The organism is Sphaerimonospora sp. CA-214678, assembly GCF_050942215.1.
In the GTDB taxonomy this organism is placed as follows: Bacteria; Actinomycetota; Actinomycetes; order Streptosporangiales; family Streptosporangiaceae; genus Sphaerimonospora.
Genome location: NZ_CP192056.1, coordinates 6,248,262 through 6,266,680 on the forward strand (window position 1 = coordinate 6,248,262; position 18,419 = coordinate 6,266,680).

Here is an 18,419-nt window from a genome sequence, read left to right on the forward strand (position 1 = left end):
TCGTCAACGGCGCACGTACAGTGCCGAGCGGCCCGCGTACTGGGCCTGGGAACCGAGCTCCTCTTCGATGCGGATCAGCTGGTTGTACTTGGCGGTGCGGTCCGAGCGCGACATCGACCCGGTCTTGATCTGGCCGCAGCCGGTGGCGACGGCGAGGTCGGCGATGGTGGTGTCCTCGGTCTCGCCGGAACGGTGCGACATCACGACGGTGTAGCCGGCCTTGTGGGCGGTGTCGACGGTGGTCAGCGTCTCGGTGAGAGAGCCGATCTGGTTGACCTTGACCAGGATGGAGTTGGCCACCCCCTCGCGGATGCCGTCGCGCAGCCGGTCGACGTTGGTGCAGAAGACGTCGTCGCCGGTGAGCTGACACCTGTCGCCGAGCACGTCCATGAGCAGCTTCCAGCCCTTGATGTCGTCCTCGGCCATCGCGTCCTCGATCGAGGCGATCGGATAGCGGGAGACCAGCCCGGAGAGGTATTCGGCGTGCTCCTCGACGGTGCGCTTGACGCCCTCGCCGGCGTAGTCGTAGACCCCGTCCCGGAAGAACTCCGAGGTGGCCGGGTCCATGACCAGGGTGATGTCCGTACCTGGCGTGTAACCGGACTTCTCGATGGCGTCCACGATGAACTGCAGCGCCTCGTCCGCGGTGCTCAGCGCGGGAGCGAAGCCGCCCTCGTCGCCCACCCCGGTGCTGTGACCGGCGTCGGACAGGGACTTGCGCAGGGTGTGAAAGATCTCGGAGCCGATCCGCACCGCGTCGAAGAAGTTCTCCGCGCCGATCGGAGCGATCATGAACTCCTGGAAGTCCAGGGCGTTGTTGGCGTGCGCGCCGCCGTTGATGATGTTCATCATCGGCACCGGCAACAGCCGTGCGCCGGCGCCGCCGACGTAGCGGTACAGCGGCACTCCGTGCGCGGCGGCGGCGGCCTTCGCGGTAGCCAGCGAAGCACCGAGGATCGCGTTCGCGCCGAGCTTGCCCTTGTTGGGCGTGCCGTCGAGGTCGATCATGGTCTGGTCGACCAGGGCCTGCTGCTCGGCCTCCAGTCCGATGAGCGCCTCGGCGATGACGCCGTTGACGGCACCGACCGCCTTGCGCACGCCCTTGCCGTGGAACCGGGCGGGGTCACCGTCGCGGAGTTCGACGGCCTCGTTGGCTCCGGTTGAGGCGCCGGAGGGAACGGCCGCACGACCCAGCACACCGTTCTCCAGCAAAACATCGACCTCGACTGTGGGGTTGCCCCTGCTGTCGATGACCTCGCGTCCCACGACACGGCTAATCGCAGTCATTTCTCTCCTACTCTTGTCAACTGCCACGGGTCAGTGCGGGTATGGCGTAATGCCGATGGTCAGACGGCTCCGTTGCCGTGCCCCGCCGCACACCCTATCTGCGTCGGTGAGCCGGCACCGTGGACGGGCCGCCATATGTTTTCCGAGCAGTCGGGAGCAGGAAACTTTCGAGATTCGTCAAATACCCCATGCCGCATACGGGGTGTCCAGCTCAGCGTCCGTCAAAGAGCCGTGCTCGTAACGGTAGCCGTGATCCACGAGGAAGGCGTCCCCTTCGGCGATCAGCACCAGTTCGCCGATCCTGCGCCGTACGCCTTCGGGGAAGAGCTCCTCCGACCTGGCCACCCTGACCGACTCCGGCAGCTTCGCGCGCAGTTCCACGGCGACGCCGTCGGCCGTACCCGGCTCCGGGTAGAGCCACCGAGTGCGTCCAGCGCCGCCCATCCGGAAGCCGTTCCTCCGCGCCAGCGTCTCGATCAGTTCCGTGAGATCGGGATCCCGCCGGGTCGGAGTGAGCCCGTGGTCGGCGTGCGCGAGCACCACCGTCCCGGCGTCCGCCAGTTCCTGGGCCAGCTCCTCGACCCCGGCCAGGAAGCGGGCCGCGTGCCGGTCGTATCCGAAGTGATGGATGTGGCGGTCGAGTTCGATGTAGCACCACACGAGCCGCGGCCCTTCGCCGGGCGCGGCGAGCGTCCTGCCCAGCGCGTCGCGTACGAGATCCACCAGCAGCCGGGGATCCCGCTCCCGGTACGTGCCCTCGTCCTGAGTGTAGAAGCGGTGCCCGAGGACGGGCTCCGCGTCGCGCAGCAGGGCGTCGCGCCAGGAGCCGCCGTAGGTCTCCATGTCGCCGAGCACAGCCGACGGCCGGTAGCCCAGGCGGCGGGCGTCGGTGAAGACCGTCTCCCGGGCGGGGGTGAGGTCCCTGCCCCGGTAGTCGAAGACGTTGATGAGCTCGTCCGAGCCCTCTGGATCGCTGAACACCACGCCCGGGACCAGATGCCGGGCCACGTCGAGCCCGGTGAGGCTGGAAAGCCAGCCCGCCGAAGACGTCGTCGGGAAGACAGAGCGCAGGCGGCTGATCTGGGCGGCGCCGGTCCAGCAGTCCGCGGCGAAAGCGTACGACAGGCCGTCGACGGCCAGAACCACCACGTCCCGTGGGGCCGGCGTGGCAGATTCCTGCCGCAGCAGTGTGGAGATCCTGTCACGGACGATAGTAATGGAGTCAGAAGAATCCATAGAAGCCTCTCGCTCCATTCCGCCGTCCACCCACTGAATCGGTGCGCTCACCATGGTCCTTGCGAATGCGTCGTATCGGGAACTGAGGTCACTGACCGACGGACCGGATCTGCTCAATCTGGCCTGGACCCTTGACGAACGCCGGTTCATCTCCATCGACCTTTCCTCGCTGATGGGCGCGGAACTCCTCGCGGAGCAGGAGGCCGGACTGCCGTACCTGAGCAGCTATTTCGTCCAGGACCCTTACGGTGACGGGGAGCTCGGCCCCACGGTGGCGGAGTTCTTCGGCCGGGCCGGCTGGGGCTGCGACATCACCTGCGGTGCGGGTGTGATCTCGCTGCTGCACGCGCTGTCCCGGCTGGCCGAGGGACGCCCGGTGTACATCACGGGCGACGCGTACCCCGATCTGCCGCACTGGATCGAGGAGTCGGGCGGCACCTGCGTCTCCCGGTTCACCGAGGGGCTCATCGGTGACCGGGCCGTCGATCATGTACGGGCGCTCGGCTGCCGGCTGATCCTGGTGGAACGCCCCGGCCTGGCCGCGGCGGCCGGCCTGGACGACGAGTTCACCGCCCTGCGTGAGCTGTGCGAGGCCGTGCTCGCGCAGGATGCCGTCGTGGTGGTGGACGAATCGTACGCGAACTACTGCGCGCCGTCGTTCAGTTCCGCGGTCCTCGCCGAGGAGGTGCCCAACCTCGTGGTGCTGCGCGGGCTGTCCAAGGCGTACGGCATGGGCGGGCTCCGGTTGGCCTACGCCGTGACCCATCCCTCGCTCACCGAGCGGGTGCGCGCGGTCGTGCCGCCCATGCTCGCGTCCTCGCTGTCGATCCGGCTGGGCAGGGCGGTGCTGGGGCTGGGCGACGCCACCGCCGCACTGCGGCGACGGGTGCGGGCCGCCAAGGCCGAGATGATCCGGCTGCTGACGGCGGCGGGGCTGCCCCCGGCGGATACGTCCCACCCCCATATCCCCTATGTGATGTACGACGAGTGGGACATCACGGCGCGGCAGGGGCTGGAGAGCCGGGGCGTCATCGGCAAACCGCAGCCGTTCTGGTCCGAGCGCACGCTGGGCATCGCCCACAGGTACCGGGTCAGCGTGCCGCTGAGCGAGGAGCGGATGGCCGCCTTCCGGCAGCGGCTGGGATGAGCGACGGCGCACCGGGTCAGGCCGGTACATCGATCAGCCCCAGCTGGGCCGCCCGCACACCGGCCTGGAACCGGGAGGTCGCATTGAGCCGGGAGAGCAGCGCGGCCACGTGCCGGCGGTAGGTGCGCACCGACAGGCCCAGCACCCGGGCCGCCTTCTCATCGGTAAGGCCCTGGCTCACTGCCCGCAGCACCTGTACGACGCCCTCGTCGATCCAGCCCGCGTGCGCGGAACTGAGGTCGGCGGCCCGTGCCCAGACGGCGTTGTGCAGGACCGACATGGCCCGAGCGGCCGCCGGATCGTCGATCACGGTGAGCGGCGCGCCGCGGTCCGGGCTCAGCAGCCCCACCCGGCCATCGAAGACCATGGCGGTGGGCAGCTCGCAGGGGGACATGCGGATCTGCGCGCCGGCGGCGGCGAGCTCGGTCAGCCGGGCGAATGCCTCACCATCCTCCAGCAACCTGCTGGGGATCAGCATCCGGATCTCGCCGCCCCGGGCCAGGAGTTCGGTGTGCAGCCGGTCCAGGAGGGATTCGCTCAACTCGTGCGGTCCTTCGGTGTAGCTGGCCTGCACCCGGACCACACGGTGGCCGGACTGCTGGAGCAGGCGCGCCGCGACCCAGCGGGCGTCACCGGCCGGCGGGCCGGGCCGCGACCCGGGCACCGTGCACTCACTATCGGAGAGACGGCCGGCCAGCTCCGCCAGCTGCTGCGCCCGGTCGCGCAGCTCCAGCAGGGTGGGGACGATGGTGATGAGGTCCGTGAACGGCTGCTCGGTGCTGGTCAAACTGACTCTCCTCATATCTTCGTGGCCGATCTCATCCGGTTTCGCTGACAGCGCACAACAGGTCGACGATTTGTCTGCGAGCGGGGGAAGACGAGTGATGGAAGGTCATGTGGAACAGACAGGACTGGCTCTCTTCGGGACAATCGCTCTCTATCAGATCATTACGGGATATCCGGCGAAAGGTCTACTCCTTCTCGTCCGGAAAGTGCGGCAGCTCGAACCTTCCGGACAGTTCTCAAATTGAGGTTGAGGGACGACCGAAATAGAAGACGATGGTGGGACGCGACCGGCGTTCGGCCAGGAGTTCAAGGACGAAGCGGTCGCATGATGCCGTACGGACCGAAACCGGACGCGCACCCGATCGAAGAACTCGGCACCCATAACTCGGCTTCCGCGCCTTTTCCCGATCGTTTGAGTGTCGATTTTAAGGTGATTGGCGCGATTTTGTAGAGATTATTCATGGTTAGCCGATACACCCGAGCCGACGGCCCACAGCACGAGTCGATCATCGCGAGGCCGTCAGAACTCGTGACTCCGCGAAGACAGGCGAGAAGAACGAAAACGACGGGGCCGTCCGTCACTCGCACCCGGCCCACAGCGAGAGGGTCCACGAGGAGTGGGGACCCGGCCATCGGACGCCCGGCTCGGCGGCCTCACAACCCGAGTTGCCGCAGCAACGCCAGCCCCGCCGAGTCGAGCTGATAGAAGACCCGCCCGCCCACACGCTGCTTCCACACGATCCCGGCCTCGCTCAGAACGGCCAGATGCTGGGAGACGGTGCTTTTCGCCACGCCCAGCGAAGCGGCCAGGGACGTGGTCGTCTTCGGGGTGTCCAGGGCACGCACCACCTGCGCCCGTCCCTTACCCAGGAGCAGGGCGAGCCGGTCCTCCACGCGATCACGGCTCGGCGCGGTCAGGACATGGAAGTAGCCCGTGGCCCGGGCCTGGTAGGACATGGCCACGACGCCGTCCTCCTCCATGAACAGTCGCAGGCCACCGGAGAACACGGTGGGCACAAGAAGCAGTTTCGAGTGATCCAGGGCGACGTCCAGGTCGCGGTGGTACGGCGCGGTCAGATACGGCGGTGTCCAGGCGACACGGCCGCCCAGCTCGGCCAGCATCGCCTCCACCCCGCCGACGGCCAGGGTCCGGCCGCGGAACAGGATCTCCTCCTCCAGGGAGGAGCGGATCGAGGTCCAGTGCGGGGCGATCGCCCACTCCCAGTACCGCTCCAGCAGCCCTATTCTCCGCTCCGCCTCGGCCGAACCGGCGTGCCGCTCCCGCAAATGCCGTAGTTCCGTCTCGATGGTGTTGCGCACCGGGTCGGGGACGGGCACGAAGTCCGGGGGGAACAACGGGGGTTCGGGCCGCCGTAACGCCTCCACCAGGTGTTTGGTGAACTCGGCCGGCATTCCATCGCGGACCCTGCGCGCCCAGTCCGTGTACGGCGACGGCGCCACGCCCCGGTAGCGGGCCAGGATGCCGAGGCTGCCGATCGTCTCCCACAGCGGACTGAAGGCGAGCCGCGTGGTCTGCAGGCTGTCGTTGTCGACATGGAGCCGTATCACGACGACATCCCGCCCCTCACGGCACGATCACGGTCAAGAGGTGTCCACCCGCATCGCGAGATCCTGACAGAGCGTGAGGACCTCCTTGATCCACGGAGCGGGATCGGCCGCGTCGTACCCCTGCATCGTCTCGATACGCCAGTACTCGGCGAAGCTCACGGCCTGCGGGGCGACGGCCTTGAACCGGTTGGGCCGCCACTTCGGCAGATGGCTGCCGTACTCCCCGAGGCTCTCCAGCAGGGCATCGATGACATGCCCGAAGGCCATCCGCGCGGATATCGTCGCGCTCTCCAGATCACCGGCCTCCAGCTGACCGAGCGCGTCCTCGACCGCGTCGTCCGTGGCGCCCAGGGAACGCACGACGGCGCAGGAACGGAAAGCCGACGCCGCGAGCCGGGCGCGGCTTCGCTCCACCCAGTCCGCCCCCAGCAGCGGCACGCAGGTGCCGAGCCGGGCCAGGAACAGCTCCTCGCGCAGAGCCAGGATGTCCTCGGTGCCCCCGCCGCTCTCGAACGCCTCCCAGGAGACCTTGTCGAAGATCTGATCGATCTGGCTCTCCAGCCAGTACGTGACCTCCCAGCGCCGGCCCTGCGCGTAGAACAACTCGGTGTGCAGGCAGGGCGGTTCGAGAGGAACGGGAACGGAACAGCTCGTGGGTGAGACGCGCTCCGCGCACGCGACGATGTAGACGTCGAAGTCGCTGCGCGCGTTGTGCCAGCCCCGGGCGGCGGAACCGACCACGAACGCGGCCAGCACCCCGCTGGGGATCAGGCCACGCTCCCGGAGCGGAAACAACCAGTCCTCGACCGCCTTGCCGTTCATCCCCACCCTCCCTTCCCTGACCGGCCCTCGCATCCTAACCACGATCTTGAACAGGTACACAGGGGTGTTCGGTCAGAAACGAATCCATGGGCACACCACACTCCCTCATGCTCCAATACAGGCCGATACGGGACCGAACTGTCGTTTGAGGAGGTGTGCAATGGAAAATCGGGACATCGTGGAGATCGACGAGGACATCGTCGAGTTGGACTCCGCCGGGGCCGACACGGCCAACATCGCCGAAATCTGATGAAAAGCGTGGCGGGAGCCGACCGGCTCCCGCCACATCAGATCCACCGCAGAAGACCACCTCAGAAGAAAGGAACGACGGGAGATGGCAAGCCCCTCGGTCGAGGAGAAGTTGGCGGCGGCTCGTAAGCTCGGCCATGCCCTGGCGGCCGACGACAGAGCGGACATCGACTCGATCTACATCGGCGGCAGCCTGACGGCCGGTCTGGGTAACGCCACCAGCGACGCGGACCTCTTCGTACTGCTCAACCCCGGAGTTCCGCTCAGCGACGAGGTTACCCAGTACAACGTCGACGGCCATCGGGTCGACGTGGAGTGGTACTCGCTCACCACGGTGAAGGAACTGGTCGCCGAGGTCAGCGGCTTCGAACTGCGCCGGGACGACCTGAGGGCGCTGCACAGGCTGCCGGACTCGCTGGACTTCGTCTTCCGGCTCAACTCCTCCGAGACCGTGGTCGACTCCGAGTCCCTGACGGCCCTGCGCGGACGCATAGCCGAGGCGCTTCCAGCGATCCGGCGCACCTCGGTCAACTACTCGGCGATCGCCGTCAACGGGCATCTCGAGGACTTCTTGGGCGCTGCCGCCGAGGGCGACCTGGACACCGCGGCGTTCGCCGGGCAGAACCTCGTCGCCTACGCCGGCAAGGCGGTGGCCGCGGCCGCCGGGGACCTCTACTTCAGCAACAAGTGGGTCTACAAGCAGCTGGCGCGCACTCCCGTCGAGGGCTTCCCCGCCGATCTCTTCACCTACTACCAGCGCGGCACCTGGACCGAGGGCGGTAAGGCGGCCGCCGAGGAGCTGGTGCTGTTCGTCCAGACCTGTGTGGCGGCCGCACAACTGCTCGGCAACGCGGGGGCGCCGATCGGCGCCTGGCCCGGCTGGCGGCCCGGGACGGCCGAGCACGGCCTGTGGCGCAACACCGGCTTCAACGTGCTGTACACCGCCGAGGGCATCCTGCTCCACTGGGAGCTCGGCCGGCAGCTGCTGCTCAAGAGACCGCCGGCGTTCATCTGGGCCCTGTGCGACGGCCGCTCCGTCGACGAGATCGTGGACGCGGTGCGGCGTCTGGGCGGGAGCGTGCCCGAGCTCAAGGAGATGTCCCGGGCCGGCGTCGAGTCCGTCCTGACCGCGCTGCGGGACAAGAGCCTCATCGGCACCGAGCCGTTCTCCCGTCTCAGCACGGTCTGACACAGCAGGGAACGAACACCATCATGAGCACCGTGACGTCGGCCGCGCCGGATGTCGAGCGACTGAAAGAGGCCGCCGCCCGTGCCGTCCGTGAGCTGACGGGGACGGCGGACTACGTCCAGGTCTTCGCCGAGTCCACGCTCGCGGTGAGCGTGGAGTGCACCGACGGAGAGGTGGCGGCGACCTGCGGCGACCTGCGGGAGGGCCTGGGGTGTCTGGTACTGAAGGACGGCGGCTGGCGCTACAGGTCGGTGACTCCGGCCCAGGCCGGCGGCATCGCCGACTGGCTCGGCGCCCCGCGGCCCGCGACCGGCCCCGTCTGGGCCTCCTGCCCGGACGCCTCGGGCTTCACCCCCGTCGGCCCCGCGGACTGGCAGGTGGAGGGCGGCACGGTCCCTCAATCGATCCGGTCCGTCGAGGACTTCACGTACCGTCGATACGCCGTCGCGGACACCGAGGGCAACGCGTACGCGGGCGCGACGCACATCCTGCGCCGCCGTGTCGAGGCCAGTGTGGTCGTGTCCGGCCGGCGCTATCGCGGTCTCAGCCGTTGGCTGCGCGAGGGAGCGGCCGCGGTTCACGCGGGCGGCCCGGTACAGGACCTGGTGCACACGGCACTGGGCCACGCCCGGGACTCCGCCGCGGCCGCGGTCAGCGGCAAGCACCGTACGCCCGTGGTCTTCGGCCCCTCCGCAGCGGCCGGCTTCCTCCACGAACTCGTCGGCCACGCGCTGGAGGCGGACAACTTCCTGCTCGACAGCGACTACATCACAGAGTTACGCCGATCGCGCACGCTGCCGCCCGCGCTGACCATTCGTGACGACCCGGCGGTGGAGCACGGCTACGGCTCCCACCCCGCCGACGACGAGGGCCTCGCCGCCGCGCCCACCACCATGGTGGAGAACGGTGAGCTGGGCGTTCCCCTGACCTCCATACGAACAGCGCAGCGTGGCGGCTACCGGCGTACCGCCAGCGCCCGCCGTACGGACTTCCGCAGCCCGGCCATCCCGCGGGCCAGCAACACCGTGGTGCTGCCCGGGAGCGACGACCCGAACCTGCTCGTCCGGAGTTCGGGCGGCGGCGTGCTGTACGTCGGCTCCCTGGGCGCCGGGATGATCTATCTCGGCACCGGCGAGTTCACGTTCGCCGGGCTCAACTGCCACTACCTGACACCGGCCGGCGACCGGATACCCGCCCGCGACGTGAGCCTGGTGGGCAACGCGCTGCGGACGCTGGCCCGGCTGGAGGGCATCGGTTCTGACTTCGGCGGGGACAACGCCACCTGCGGCAAGCAAGGACAGCTGATCGGCATCGGGCTCTACTCCCCTTCGATGCGCTACGCGGCCCTCGACTGGAGCGCCGCGTGACACCGGTGGTAAGGCCCGGGCTCTACATCATCGAAGGCGGAACGACGGCATGAGGCGACTGGAGAGCCGCTGCGGCGAGGCACTCGCCGTGGCGGACGCGGTGGAACGCGAACTGCAGCCGGGCGAGCATGCGTTCACCTATCTCGGCCGGACGGCGCGGCGGCGGCTGACCGTCGATCCCGCGGGCGGAGCCAGGCGACTGCTGCTCCAGCAGGGCAGGTTCGACGGATATGTGCGCCTCACCCGGGACGGCCACGAGCTGTATCTCAACGCCCCCGCGCTGACCGCCGACTGGGCCGGCCGGCTGCTCGAGGCGGGCCGGCCCCTGCTGCCCCTCGCCACCTCCCGCGTTCCGGTGGCGCACCAGACCCTGCACCGGGGCGGATGGCGCAACCGTGCAGGGCAGGTCGGGCTGGAGGAGGTCGCCGCCGATCCGGCACCGTTGCTGAGCCGGCTCGCCGAGGGAGCGGGGCCGGATCACACCGTCCAGGCCCTCACCGTCTCCGAGGTGCTGAGCGAGCAGGTCTACGCCGACTCCGCCGGTCCACGCGGGGAGAGTGTCTGCCGAGGCATCGAGGTGCAGGCCGTAGTGGCGGCCGGCGATGGCCGCCCGGCCGCCACGCTCTCCCGTCAGGCGGCCGATCTGGAGCGCGTCGACGCGGTCGCGCTCGGCCGCGAGCTGGCGCTGACCGCTGCCGCACTCGGCCCGGCCACCGAGACGCCGACCGGACATGAGATCGACTTCCTCCCCTCGGCCGCGGCGCAGTTGCTGCGCGCGCTGGTGACGACGGTGCTGTTCAACCCGATCACCGAGCCAAGGCCGCTGTGCACGGCGGTCATCGACGACGGGCGGGCCGTGGACGGCTACTCCGCCCGCGCGTTCGACTGCGAAGGCACCCCCACCTCGGCGATGGAGCTGGTGACCCGGCAGGGCGAGCAGCGAACCGTCGCCACCCGGTTGAACTCCATCGCCGGCACCGTCCGGACAGCGCACCGCCTCACGGGACACGCGGTCTGGGAGGCTCGCCGGTACCAGCCCCGGCCCGCCGCGACCAATGTGCGGCTGGCGCCGGGCGGAGCCGCTCCCGACCTGTGGAGCGGGGAACGCCGCATCGTGACCGAAGTGCGCAGTCTCGGGGTGGAGGAGTTCCGCTCCGGCGGGCAGCTTGCCTTCCGGCTGCTCGCGGTGCGGGCCGTTGACGGTACTCCGGTGGGCGCGTACGCGCCGCTGGTGGTGGAGGGCGAGGCCGCCGGCTTCCTCGCCGCGCTCACCGGAGTCGGCGAGACCGTCTCGTACTATCCCGGTCCTTTCTCCGTCGGCGGCGCCCCGCTGTCGATGGACCTATCACATCTGTCCGCCAGGAATGAGGTCCGATCGTGACTGCCGACCGGGGAATTCACGTGACCGGCCTGAGCCGTGAATTCACCTCCCGCGATGGGTCGGTGCGCAGGGTGGTGAACGACATCAGCTTCAGCGTACGGCCGGGCGAGCTCCTCTCCGTGCTCGGACCGAACGGGGCGGGCAAGACCACCACGGTACGGATGCTGACCGGCCTGCTGCTGCCGACCTCGGGCACCATCCTGCTCGACGGCCACGACGTGGTGCGGGACCGCAAGACGGCCTCCCTGGCCTGTGGATTCAGCCTCGGCGGCGACAGCGGCCTCTACCCACGGCTCACCGCCCGCCAGAACCTCACCTTCTTCGGCCTGATGTACGGCCTGCGCGGCGCGGCCCTCGATCGCAGGGCCGACGAGATGCTGGAGACGGTGAACCTGAGCGACCGGGCCGGGGATGTGGTCGGGTCGTTCTCGCGAGGCATGAAGCAGCGGCTGCACCTGGCCCGGTCGCTCCTGCACGACCCGACGGTGCTGATCCTGGACGAACCCTCGTCCGGGCTGGATCCGCAGTCCGCCGCCGCCATGCGCGCTCTGGTGGCCGACCTGTCGGCCGAGGGCCGCAGCATCCTGTTGACCACCCACGACATGCGCGAGGCCGAGGAGCTCAGCGACCGGATCGTGCTGATGAAGGACGGCAGAATCCATGCCGAGTCCACCGCGTCCGCGCTGCGGCTGGCCGCGGCCGAACGGCTCGGCCACACCGTGCGGATCGATTTCGCCGACGTTTCCGTCCCCGACGAGGTAAGCGACTGCCCGGGGTTGATCGACGAGCAGCGGGACGGCTCGACCGCCATCCTGCGGACCGTCGACGGCCCCGCCGCTGTGCAGTGGATCCTGGCGCGCTTTCCGGGCCGCACCCTGAGCGTGGCGGTCACCCCCCCGACGCTCGAAGAGGTCTTCCTGGAGATGGTGGCCGTATCGTGAACAGCACTTTCCTCAGGTCCGCCGTCGACCAGTTCCGCATGCACGCGACAAGCCCGATAGCCATACTCAGCACCCTTGCCCTGCCCTGCGTCTTCGCCTTCGTCATCCACAGCAGCCGGGCGGGCTCGACCGGCCCGACCGGCACCACCAGCGATCTGGCCGTGGGTTCGGCGGGCATCGGCATCCTGGACTCCGCCATCGTGCTCGTCGTGCTCAGTCTGCTCGGCGAGAAGCAGTGGAAGACGTTGTACGCGGCCCTCGGCAGCCCGGGAGGCATGGTGCCGCTGGTGCTCGGCCGGCTGACCGGAATCGCCGTACAGACCCTGGTCACGGTCCCCGGCGCCTTCGTGGTCCTGATCCTGATCTGGGGCCTCGACGACGGCTTCGCGTGGGGCCGCTGGCTGGTCGGCGGGGTGCTGCTGGCCGTGTCCACCACGGCCGTGGTCGGCCTGCTCGCCGTGGCCGTGCTCCGTCTGCCCTACTCGTCGGGCATGGTCAACGGCCTCACCGGTCTGATCATGGCGCTGTCCGCGCTGGTCGTACCGCAGTCGGCGCTTCCCGAGTCGGTCCAGGTGCTGGCCCAGTCGATGCCGCAGGCGCACGTCATGACCTGGGTGCGCGGCGGTTCGGCGGGCAGCCTCGCCACGGCCGTGGCCCTCACCGTCGGCTACGCGGTGGTCGTGGTGCTGCTGCTGCGCCGCGTCGAGTACTCCGCACGCCGTCGGGCCGTCCCCATGGAGATGTGACCGGTGAACACCTACATCAAGGGCGCGCTCCTGTCGTACAAGGCGCTCTTCACATGGCTCAACCCGCTGGGCTACCTCAGCTCGCGGATCATCCGGCCGATCGGTCTGGCGATCGCCTGCGTCTCGCTGGCCAACTACTACGGCGCGGCCATCGACCGCATGCTGGTCGGTGCGAGCCTGCTGGCCGGGGCGAGCGCGGTGGTCTTCGGCATGGCCCTCGCCGTCGGCAACGAAAGGTCCTACGGCACCCTCGGCATCTGGCTCGCCTCGCCGCAGAACAAGCTCGGCGCGGTCTGCCAGCGCGCGCTGCCGCATATCGTGGACGGCGTTCTGGGCGGACTGTGCACCTATCTGGTGTGCTGCGCGCTCTACGGATCGCTGCCCATCGGGGTGCTGCCGTACACCGGCCTGCTGAGCCTGGCCGTTGTGACCACCGCGTGCCTGGGCCTCGCTCTGTCGGCGCTGGCGCTGCTGGTCGAGGACCTGTTCGTCGGCCCCAACGTGGCCGACCTCGTGCTGATGATGCTCACCGGGACGTTGATCCCCTACGACCGACTGCCGGCCTTCCTGCAATCGGTCGGCGACGTCCTTCCGCTCACCCACATCATGGCCGCGGTGACCGGTCGGCTCGCCGGTGAGAGCTGGGACGGCGGGCAGCTGCTGGTGGAACTGGGCGTGGGAGCGGGGTGGTTCGTCCTCAGCTCGCTGTTCATGCTCTGGGCGGTGCGTCGGGGCAGACACCACGTCGGGCAGTCCGCGAACTGAACATCTCGATCAGCCGTCTCCATCGCGCCCTCCCCGGCCCGCGCCGGCGACGGCCTCGTGCGCTCGAGATCGACACCCGCCGGTCTCCGGCGGCGTCGGCGGCACCGCCGCTTCTTCTCTCAGCAGGCGGAGCAGCCCCGGCGCGAGCTCGAACGGCTCCGAGCGAGGATCGCGGGTCGTCTCCACGAGGTCATGCGCTCGATTGAGGACGTGGACGTGATGCTCCAGCAGCGCCACCTTGTCCCGCAGAAGGGCCTGCGCTCGCTCGGCGGCAGCGCCGTCGTCCTCCAGGGCCCACAGGTCCAGGTCGCCGATCTCCTCGAGGGTGAAGCCCAGGTCTTTGAGCAGCAACGCCCCTTCCACGTAGAAGACGTACTCGCGCGGGTAGCGGCGAGTCCCGCCCTTCGTACGCACGGGCGCGGGCAGGATGCCGAGTTCCTCGTAGTAGCGGATGGTCCGCGGAGAGACCCCGGTCCGTTTCGCCAGCTCTCCGATGCTGAGCAGGCCGCCCTCGTCATGCCCCCGCCGAGACTCCTCAGCGCGGAGCGGCTCATCGGCGATCACCCGGCCGGGCCGATGGACGTCGACCGCTCCCATCAGCCCGTGCTCGGGCCTCTGCCGGAGACGGTCGTACACGATGTCGAGCGAGGTGGCGAGGGTGTCGGTCACGGAACTCTCCTTCGCGAGTCACGAGAGACCCCGGCGGTCTCGTGAGTGCGAAGGCGTGACCGATCGGCAGGCGCGACGGGCCTGCCCTGGTCTCGCCGGGCCCACCCTCGAGGCCGTCGACGTCACCGCACGCAGGGAACGTACGGGCAGTGGCAGGTCTTCGGACTCGTGGGCGTCGTTGTCGTTCCTACTGGCCGTCGCTTCCCGGATCCTCAGGTCCAGTGCGTTTGACGGCGGTCGTTCCCACTCACCGCTGCGGGGCAGCCCCGGAATCACACCGGGTTCCCTCTTACGACGCGCCTGCCTGGCGGGCAGGGCGAACCGACTGCGACACCAGCCTAAGCGTGATCCCGTTCAGTGAATCACCCGGGTCCGCCTCGATCTCCCGATCGGCTGCTCCGAGGGGGCGCCTCGGGCCCGGCCGGCGAGAGCGCCGCGGGCGTGCCCGCTCGACGGTGATGCCGCCAGGCGTGCCTGCTCGGCAGCGATCGGGAGGGCGATGCCGAGAAAGTCCTCCAATGCCGAGGAAGATCGCCGGCTGGTCGTGTCGGTGCCGGAAACTTAGCGTGATATGACATGAAAGTTTCATTCCATCGCCCGCACCGATCGTCCTCAACACCGAGGTCAGGACCGTCCGCGATTCACCGGGATGAGCGGCTTGAACGCCTGTCATTGACGCGTTCCTCCCCACGGATGTTCGCTCGCGCATAGCGGCGCTCCGGTCCTCTGACGGAGGAGCCGCGGCCTGGACCTCCGGTGTCACGTCCGGCTCCCCGCGGCGTCCTCCCCGGTGGACCGGGCTTCCAGTACCGAACGTCGTTTCGAGGCGTGGAGGCGGAAGTGGATGTCCAAGCACGAGACCGGGCTCGGTACGCGTCGCCACGCCCCGTGCGGGTGACCTTCAGCCGGGAGATCGTTAATGTTAGCGCTAACTATCGTTGAGCGGATCTCATCGGTGAGAACCCCGAGGGGACGGATGCTCCGGGCGGTCCCGGCCGGGGGCGAGTTCTGGGCGAGACCCGCAGGGCACGGTGTGGCCGATTCACGTGAAACACCCGAGCTTGGAGGGGTTATGTTAACGCTAACAAGAATGGCCGGACGGGTTCGGAAACCTTCTGGGGCCCGCCGCCGTGGCCGGCGACCGCCGGCCCCATGACCACGGCCGCCCCGGCCCGTCCGCGGCCATCACCGGGAGTGCCGGCCCGGCCGGTCCACCCGGGCCTGCAGACAGAGATCACCCACCCTCGGGCCTTCGGCGGGAGCCGCCGCCTCCGCTCACCACGGAAACCGCTCACCGGAACGGGTGGCAGCCGTACCGAACCGGTGCCCGACCGGCCGGCTCCCGCGGAAAGGCCCTGAGGCCGACCACCGCCGGATTCACGCGTCCACCACCACACAGGAGTTCAGATGTCGTTATCACCACTCAGTCGCCGGCAACTGCTCCAGGCCGCCGGCATCGCCGTCGTCGCCTCCGCCGCAGGCCAGGCGGTCGGCACCGCCACGGCCCAGGCGGCGGTCGCTCCGGCACGACCCGACATCGGCGTGTCGATGTACCCGTTCGAGCTGGGGCAGGTGCGGCTGACGGCCGGACGGTTGATGGACAACCAGAGCCGCACGCTGTCGTACCTGCGCTTCGTCGACGTCAACCGGATGCTGTACAACTTCCGGGCCAACCACCGCCTGTCCACGCAGGGCGCGGCGACGAACGGCGGGTGGGACGCCCCCTCGTTCCCGTTCCGCACCCACATGCAGGGGCACTTCCTCAGCGCGTGGGCGCAGGCGTACGCCGTGCTCGGCGACACCACGTGCCGGGACAAGGCCACCTACATGGTCGCCGAGATGGCCAAGTGCCAGGCCAACAACGGCGCGGCCGGGTTCAACACCGGTTACCTGTCGGGCTTCCCCGAGTCCGATTTCAACGCCCTCGAGGCCCGCACGCTGAACAACGGCAACGTGCCGTACTACTGCATCCACAAGACCATGGCCGGTCTGCTCGACGTGTGGCGTTACATCGGCAGCACCCAGGCGCGCGACGTCTTGCTGGCACTCGCCGGCTGGGTCGACTGGCGGACCAGCAGGCTTTCCACCGCCCAGATGCAGTCCATGCTGGGCACCGAGTTCGGCGGCATGAACGCCGTCCTGGCCGACCTGTACCAGCAGACCGGTGACACCCGCTGGCTGACCGCCGCCCAGCGGTTCGACCACGCCGCCGTGTTCAACCCGCTGGCGTCCAACCAGGATCAGCTCAACGGTCTGCACGCCAACACCCAGGTGCCCAAGTGGGTCGGCGCGGTCCGCGAGTACAAGGCCACCGGCACCACCCGCTACCGGGACATCGCCGCCAACGCCTGGAACATCACCGTCGGCGCGCACACCTACGCGATCGGCGGCAACAGCCAGGCGGAGCACTTCCGGGCCCCCAACGCGATCGCCGGCTACCTCGCCAACGACACCTGTGAGCACTGCAACAGCTACAACATGCTCAAGCTCACCCGCGAGCTGTGGCTGCTGGACCCGAGCCGGGTGGCGTACTTCGACTTCTACGAGCAGGCGCTGCTCAACCACATCATCGGCGCGCAGAACCCGGCCGACTCCCACGGGCACATCACCTACTTCACACCGCTCAAGCCGGGTGGCCGCCGTGGCGTGGGCCCGGCGTGGGGCGGCGGCACCTACAGCACCGACTACAACTCGTTCTGGTGCTGCCAGGGCACCGGTGTCGAGGTCAACACGGCGCTGATGGACTCCATCTACTTCCACAACGGCACCACCCTGACGGTGAACCTGTTCACGCCGTCGGTGCTGAACTGGACCCAGCGGGGGATCACGGTCACCCAGACGACGTCCTACCCGGCGAGTGACACCAGCACCCTGCAGGTCACCGGGGACGTCGGGGGCGGGTCGTGGTCGATGCGCGTCCGCATCCCGTCCTGGACCGCCGACGCCACGATCAGCGTCAACGGCGTCGAGCAGAACGTCGACACCACCCCCGGCACGTACGCGACCCTCACCCGCACGTGGACATCCGGCGACACCGTCACCGTGCGCCTGCCCATGCGCGTGCTCATGAAGGCCGCCAACGACAACCCGAACGTCGCGGCGATCACGTACGGTCCGGTCGTCCTGTCCGGAAACTACGGCAACACCGGTCTGTCGTCGCTGCCCGCCCTGGACACGGCGTCGATCACCCGGACCAGCACCACGGCGCTGGCGTTCACGGCCACGGCCAACGGGTCGTCGGTGAACCTCGGCCCGTTCTACGACGCGCACGGGCACAACTACACCGTCTACTGGAACACCGGCGGCAACGGCGGAGGCGGAGGCGGGAACGCGAGCTTCCGCCTGGTCAACGCCGCCAGCGGACTCGTGCTCGGCATCCAGAACATGTCCACTGCCGACGGCGGGACGGCACTGCAGTGGACCGACAACGGCACGGCCGACCACGACTGGGAGATGATCGTGGACGGCGGCGCCGTACGGCTGCGCAACGTCAACAGCGGCAAGGTGCTCGGCGTGGAGAACATGTCCACCGCCGACAACGCCCGCATTCTGCAGTGGGCCGACAACGGCACAGCCGACCACCGCTGGACGATCATCGACGCCGGCGACGGATCCCACAAGATCCGCAACGTCAACAGCGGCAAGCTGCTCGGCATTCTCAACGGCTCCACCGCCAACGGGGCGCAGGCCGCCCAGGACTCCGACAACGGCAGCGCGGACAACAGGTGGCGGTTCGTGCCCAACGGGGCGCGGCGGATCCAGAACCTGGCCAGCGGGCTCGTGCTGGGCGTGCAGAACATGTCCACCACCAACGGCGGCCTGGTGATCCAGTGGGGCGACAGCGGCACCGCCGACCATCTGTGGACCGCGGTGGTCGACTCCGGAGGCTACCTGCGCCTGCGCAACTCCAACAGCGGCAAGGTGCTCGGCGTGGAGAACATGTCCACAGCGGCGGGCGCCCGGGCGCTCCAGTGGGACGACAACGGCACCGCCGACCACCGGTGGCGGCTGAGGTACGGATCCAACGGGTACTTCCGCATCCAATGCGCCAACGGAGGGCGGGTGCTCGGCGTCAGCGGCGGATCCACGGCCCAGGGCGCCCAGATCGTGCTCTCCGACGACAACGGTGCGGGCGATCACCTCTGGCGATTCGTGTAGCCGCAGGACACGGTCGCACTCGCGTCCCCTCCCCCCGCCGGCGGAATCTCGGGAGCCGGCGATCGGCATCACGCCGACGCGATGAACGCGGCCGGTCCCGCCGGGGA

General features: G+C 69.1%; 14 protein-coding genes and 1 riboswitch. Of the genes, 8 read left to right on the top strand and 6 right to left on the bottom strand.

The window, feature by feature from the left end; all coding sequences use genetic code 11:
* Positions 1-3 precede the first annotated feature (3 nt).
* A complete protein-coding gene (gene eno, locus ACQP1K_RS27875) occupies positions 4-1,287 on the bottom strand; it encodes a phosphopyruvate hydratase (RefSeq protein WP_433498650.1) in 1,284 nt (427 codons plus the stop codon).
* 177 nt (positions 1,288-1,464) lie between these two features.
* Positions 1,465-2,523, bottom strand: coding sequence for an alkaline phosphatase family protein (locus ACQP1K_RS27880; protein WP_433498651.1), 1,059 nt, complete (start codon positions 2,521-2,523; stop codon positions 1,465-1,467).
* Between the two features lie 52 nt (positions 2,524-2,575).
* On the opposite strand from ACQP1K_RS27880, the gene ACQP1K_RS27885 reads away from it, so the two are divergent.
* On the top strand, positions 2,576-3,670 hold the full coding sequence (locus tag ACQP1K_RS27885; RefSeq protein ID WP_433498652.1) for an aminotransferase class I/II-fold pyridoxal phosphate-dependent enzyme: 1,095 nt from the start codon (positions 2,576-2,578) through the stop codon (positions 3,668-3,670).
* 16 nt (positions 3,671-3,686) lie between these two features.
* Here ACQP1K_RS27885 and ACQP1K_RS27890 read toward each other — a convergent pair whose 3' ends face one another.
* The 3 genes from ACQP1K_RS27890 to ACQP1K_RS27900 all read right to left on the bottom strand — a co-directional run bounded on the left by ACQP1K_RS27890 (position 3,687) and on the right by ACQP1K_RS27900 (position 6,847).
* Positions 3,687-4,457, bottom strand: a complete 771-nt coding sequence (locus tag ACQP1K_RS27890) for a response regulator transcription factor (RefSeq protein ID WP_433498653.1) — start codon at positions 4,455-4,457, stop codon at positions 3,687-3,689.
* A 653-nt stretch (positions 4,458-5,110) separates the two neighbouring features.
* On the bottom strand, positions 5,111-6,025 hold the full coding sequence (locus ACQP1K_RS27895) for an ArsR/SmtB family transcription factor (protein ID WP_433498654.1): 915 nt from the start codon (positions 6,023-6,025) through the stop codon (positions 5,111-5,113).
* A 33-nt stretch (positions 6,026-6,058) separates the two neighbouring features.
* A complete protein-coding gene (locus ACQP1K_RS27900) occupies positions 6,059-6,847 on the bottom strand; it encodes a hypothetical protein (RefSeq protein WP_433498655.1) in 789 nt (262 codons plus the stop codon).
* A gap of 334 nt (positions 6,848-7,181) precedes the next feature.
* On the opposite strand from ACQP1K_RS27900, the gene ACQP1K_RS27905 reads away from it, so the two are divergent.
* Genes ACQP1K_RS27905 through ACQP1K_RS27930 form a run of 6 tightly spaced genes read left to right on the top strand, consistent with a single transcriptional unit; the run spans position 7,182 to position 13,485 of the window.
* Positions 7,182-8,285 (top strand): nucleotidyltransferase domain-containing protein, encoded by a 1,104-nt coding sequence (locus tag ACQP1K_RS27905; protein ID WP_433498656.1) that lies wholly within the window; start codon positions 7,182-7,184, stop codon positions 8,283-8,285.
* Positions 8,286-8,308: 23 nt separating this feature from the next.
* Positions 8,309-9,652, top strand: coding sequence for a TldD/PmbA family protein (locus ACQP1K_RS27910; protein ID WP_433498657.1), 1,344 nt, complete (start codon positions 8,309-8,311; stop codon positions 9,650-9,652).
* Between the two features lie 49 nt (positions 9,653-9,701).
* A complete protein-coding gene (locus ACQP1K_RS27915) occupies positions 9,702-11,033 on the top strand; it encodes a metallopeptidase TldD-related protein (RefSeq protein WP_433498658.1) in 1,332 nt (443 codons plus the stop codon).
* Positions 11,030-11,974 (top strand): ATP-binding cassette domain-containing protein, encoded by a 945-nt coding sequence (locus tag ACQP1K_RS27920; RefSeq protein WP_433498659.1) that lies wholly within the window; start codon positions 11,030-11,032, stop codon positions 11,972-11,974. Before ACQP1K_RS27915 ends, ACQP1K_RS27920 begins: the two co-directional genes overlap by 4 nt.
* Entirely contained in the window at positions 11,971-12,720 is a 750-nt protein-coding gene (locus ACQP1K_RS27925; RefSeq protein ID WP_433498660.1) for a hypothetical protein, read from the top strand. Before ACQP1K_RS27920 ends, ACQP1K_RS27925 begins: the two co-directional genes overlap by 4 nt.
* A gap of 3 nt (positions 12,721-12,723) precedes the next feature.
* Entirely contained in the window at positions 12,724-13,485 is a 762-nt protein-coding gene (locus ACQP1K_RS27930; protein ID WP_433498661.1) for an ABC transporter permease, read from the top strand.
* Positions 13,486-13,494: 9 nt separating this feature from the next.
* Here ACQP1K_RS27930 and ACQP1K_RS27935 read toward each other — a convergent pair whose 3' ends face one another.
* Positions 13,495-14,154: a MerR family DNA-binding transcriptional regulator gene (locus ACQP1K_RS27935; protein WP_433498662.1), complete on the bottom strand. Its 660-nt coding sequence runs from the start codon at positions 14,152-14,154 to the stop codon at positions 13,495-13,497.
* 133 nt (positions 14,155-14,287) lie between these two features.
* Positions 14,288-14,496, bottom strand: a riboswitch (cobalamin riboswitch).
* A gap of 1,065 nt (positions 14,497-15,561) precedes the next feature.
* On the opposite strand from ACQP1K_RS27935, the gene ACQP1K_RS27940 reads away from it, so the two are divergent.
* On the top strand, positions 15,562-18,312 hold the full coding sequence (locus ACQP1K_RS27940) for a beta-L-arabinofuranosidase domain-containing protein (RefSeq protein WP_433498663.1): 2,751 nt from the start codon (positions 15,562-15,564) through the stop codon (positions 18,310-18,312).
* Positions 18,313-18,419 lie beyond the last annotated feature (107 nt).

Excerpts from the sequence above, each read along its gene's own strand:
- ACQP1K_RS27910 (WP_433498657.1), top strand. The coding sequence starts at position 8,309 with ATGAGCACCGTGACGTCGGCCGCGCCGGATGTCGAGCGACTGAAAGAG.
- ACQP1K_RS27880 (WP_433498651.1), bottom strand. The coding sequence starts at position 2,523 with ATGGATTCTTCTGACTCCATTACTATCGTCCGTGACAGGATCTCCACA.
- ACQP1K_RS27940 (WP_433498663.1), top strand. The coding sequence starts at position 15,562 with ATGTCGTTATCACCACTCAGTCGCCGGCAACTGCTCCAGGCCGCCGGC.
- ACQP1K_RS27905 (WP_433498656.1), top strand. The coding sequence starts at position 7,182 with ATGGCAAGCCCCTCGGTCGAGGAGAAGTTGGCGGCGGCTCGTAAGCTC.
- ACQP1K_RS27915 (WP_433498658.1), top strand. The coding sequence starts at position 9,702 with ATGAGGCGACTGGAGAGCCGCTGCGGCGAGGCACTCGCCGTGGCGGAC.
- eno (WP_433498650.1), bottom strand. The coding sequence starts at position 1,287 with ATGACTGCGATTAGCCGTGTCGTGGGACGCGAGGTCATCGACAGCAGG.
- ACQP1K_RS27900 (WP_433498655.1), bottom strand. The coding sequence starts at position 6,847 with ATGAACGGCAAGGCGGTCGAGGACTGGTTGTTTCCGCTCCGGGAGCGT.
- ACQP1K_RS27885 (WP_433498652.1), top strand. The coding sequence starts at position 2,576 with ATGGTCCTTGCGAATGCGTCGTATCGGGAACTGAGGTCACTGACCGAC.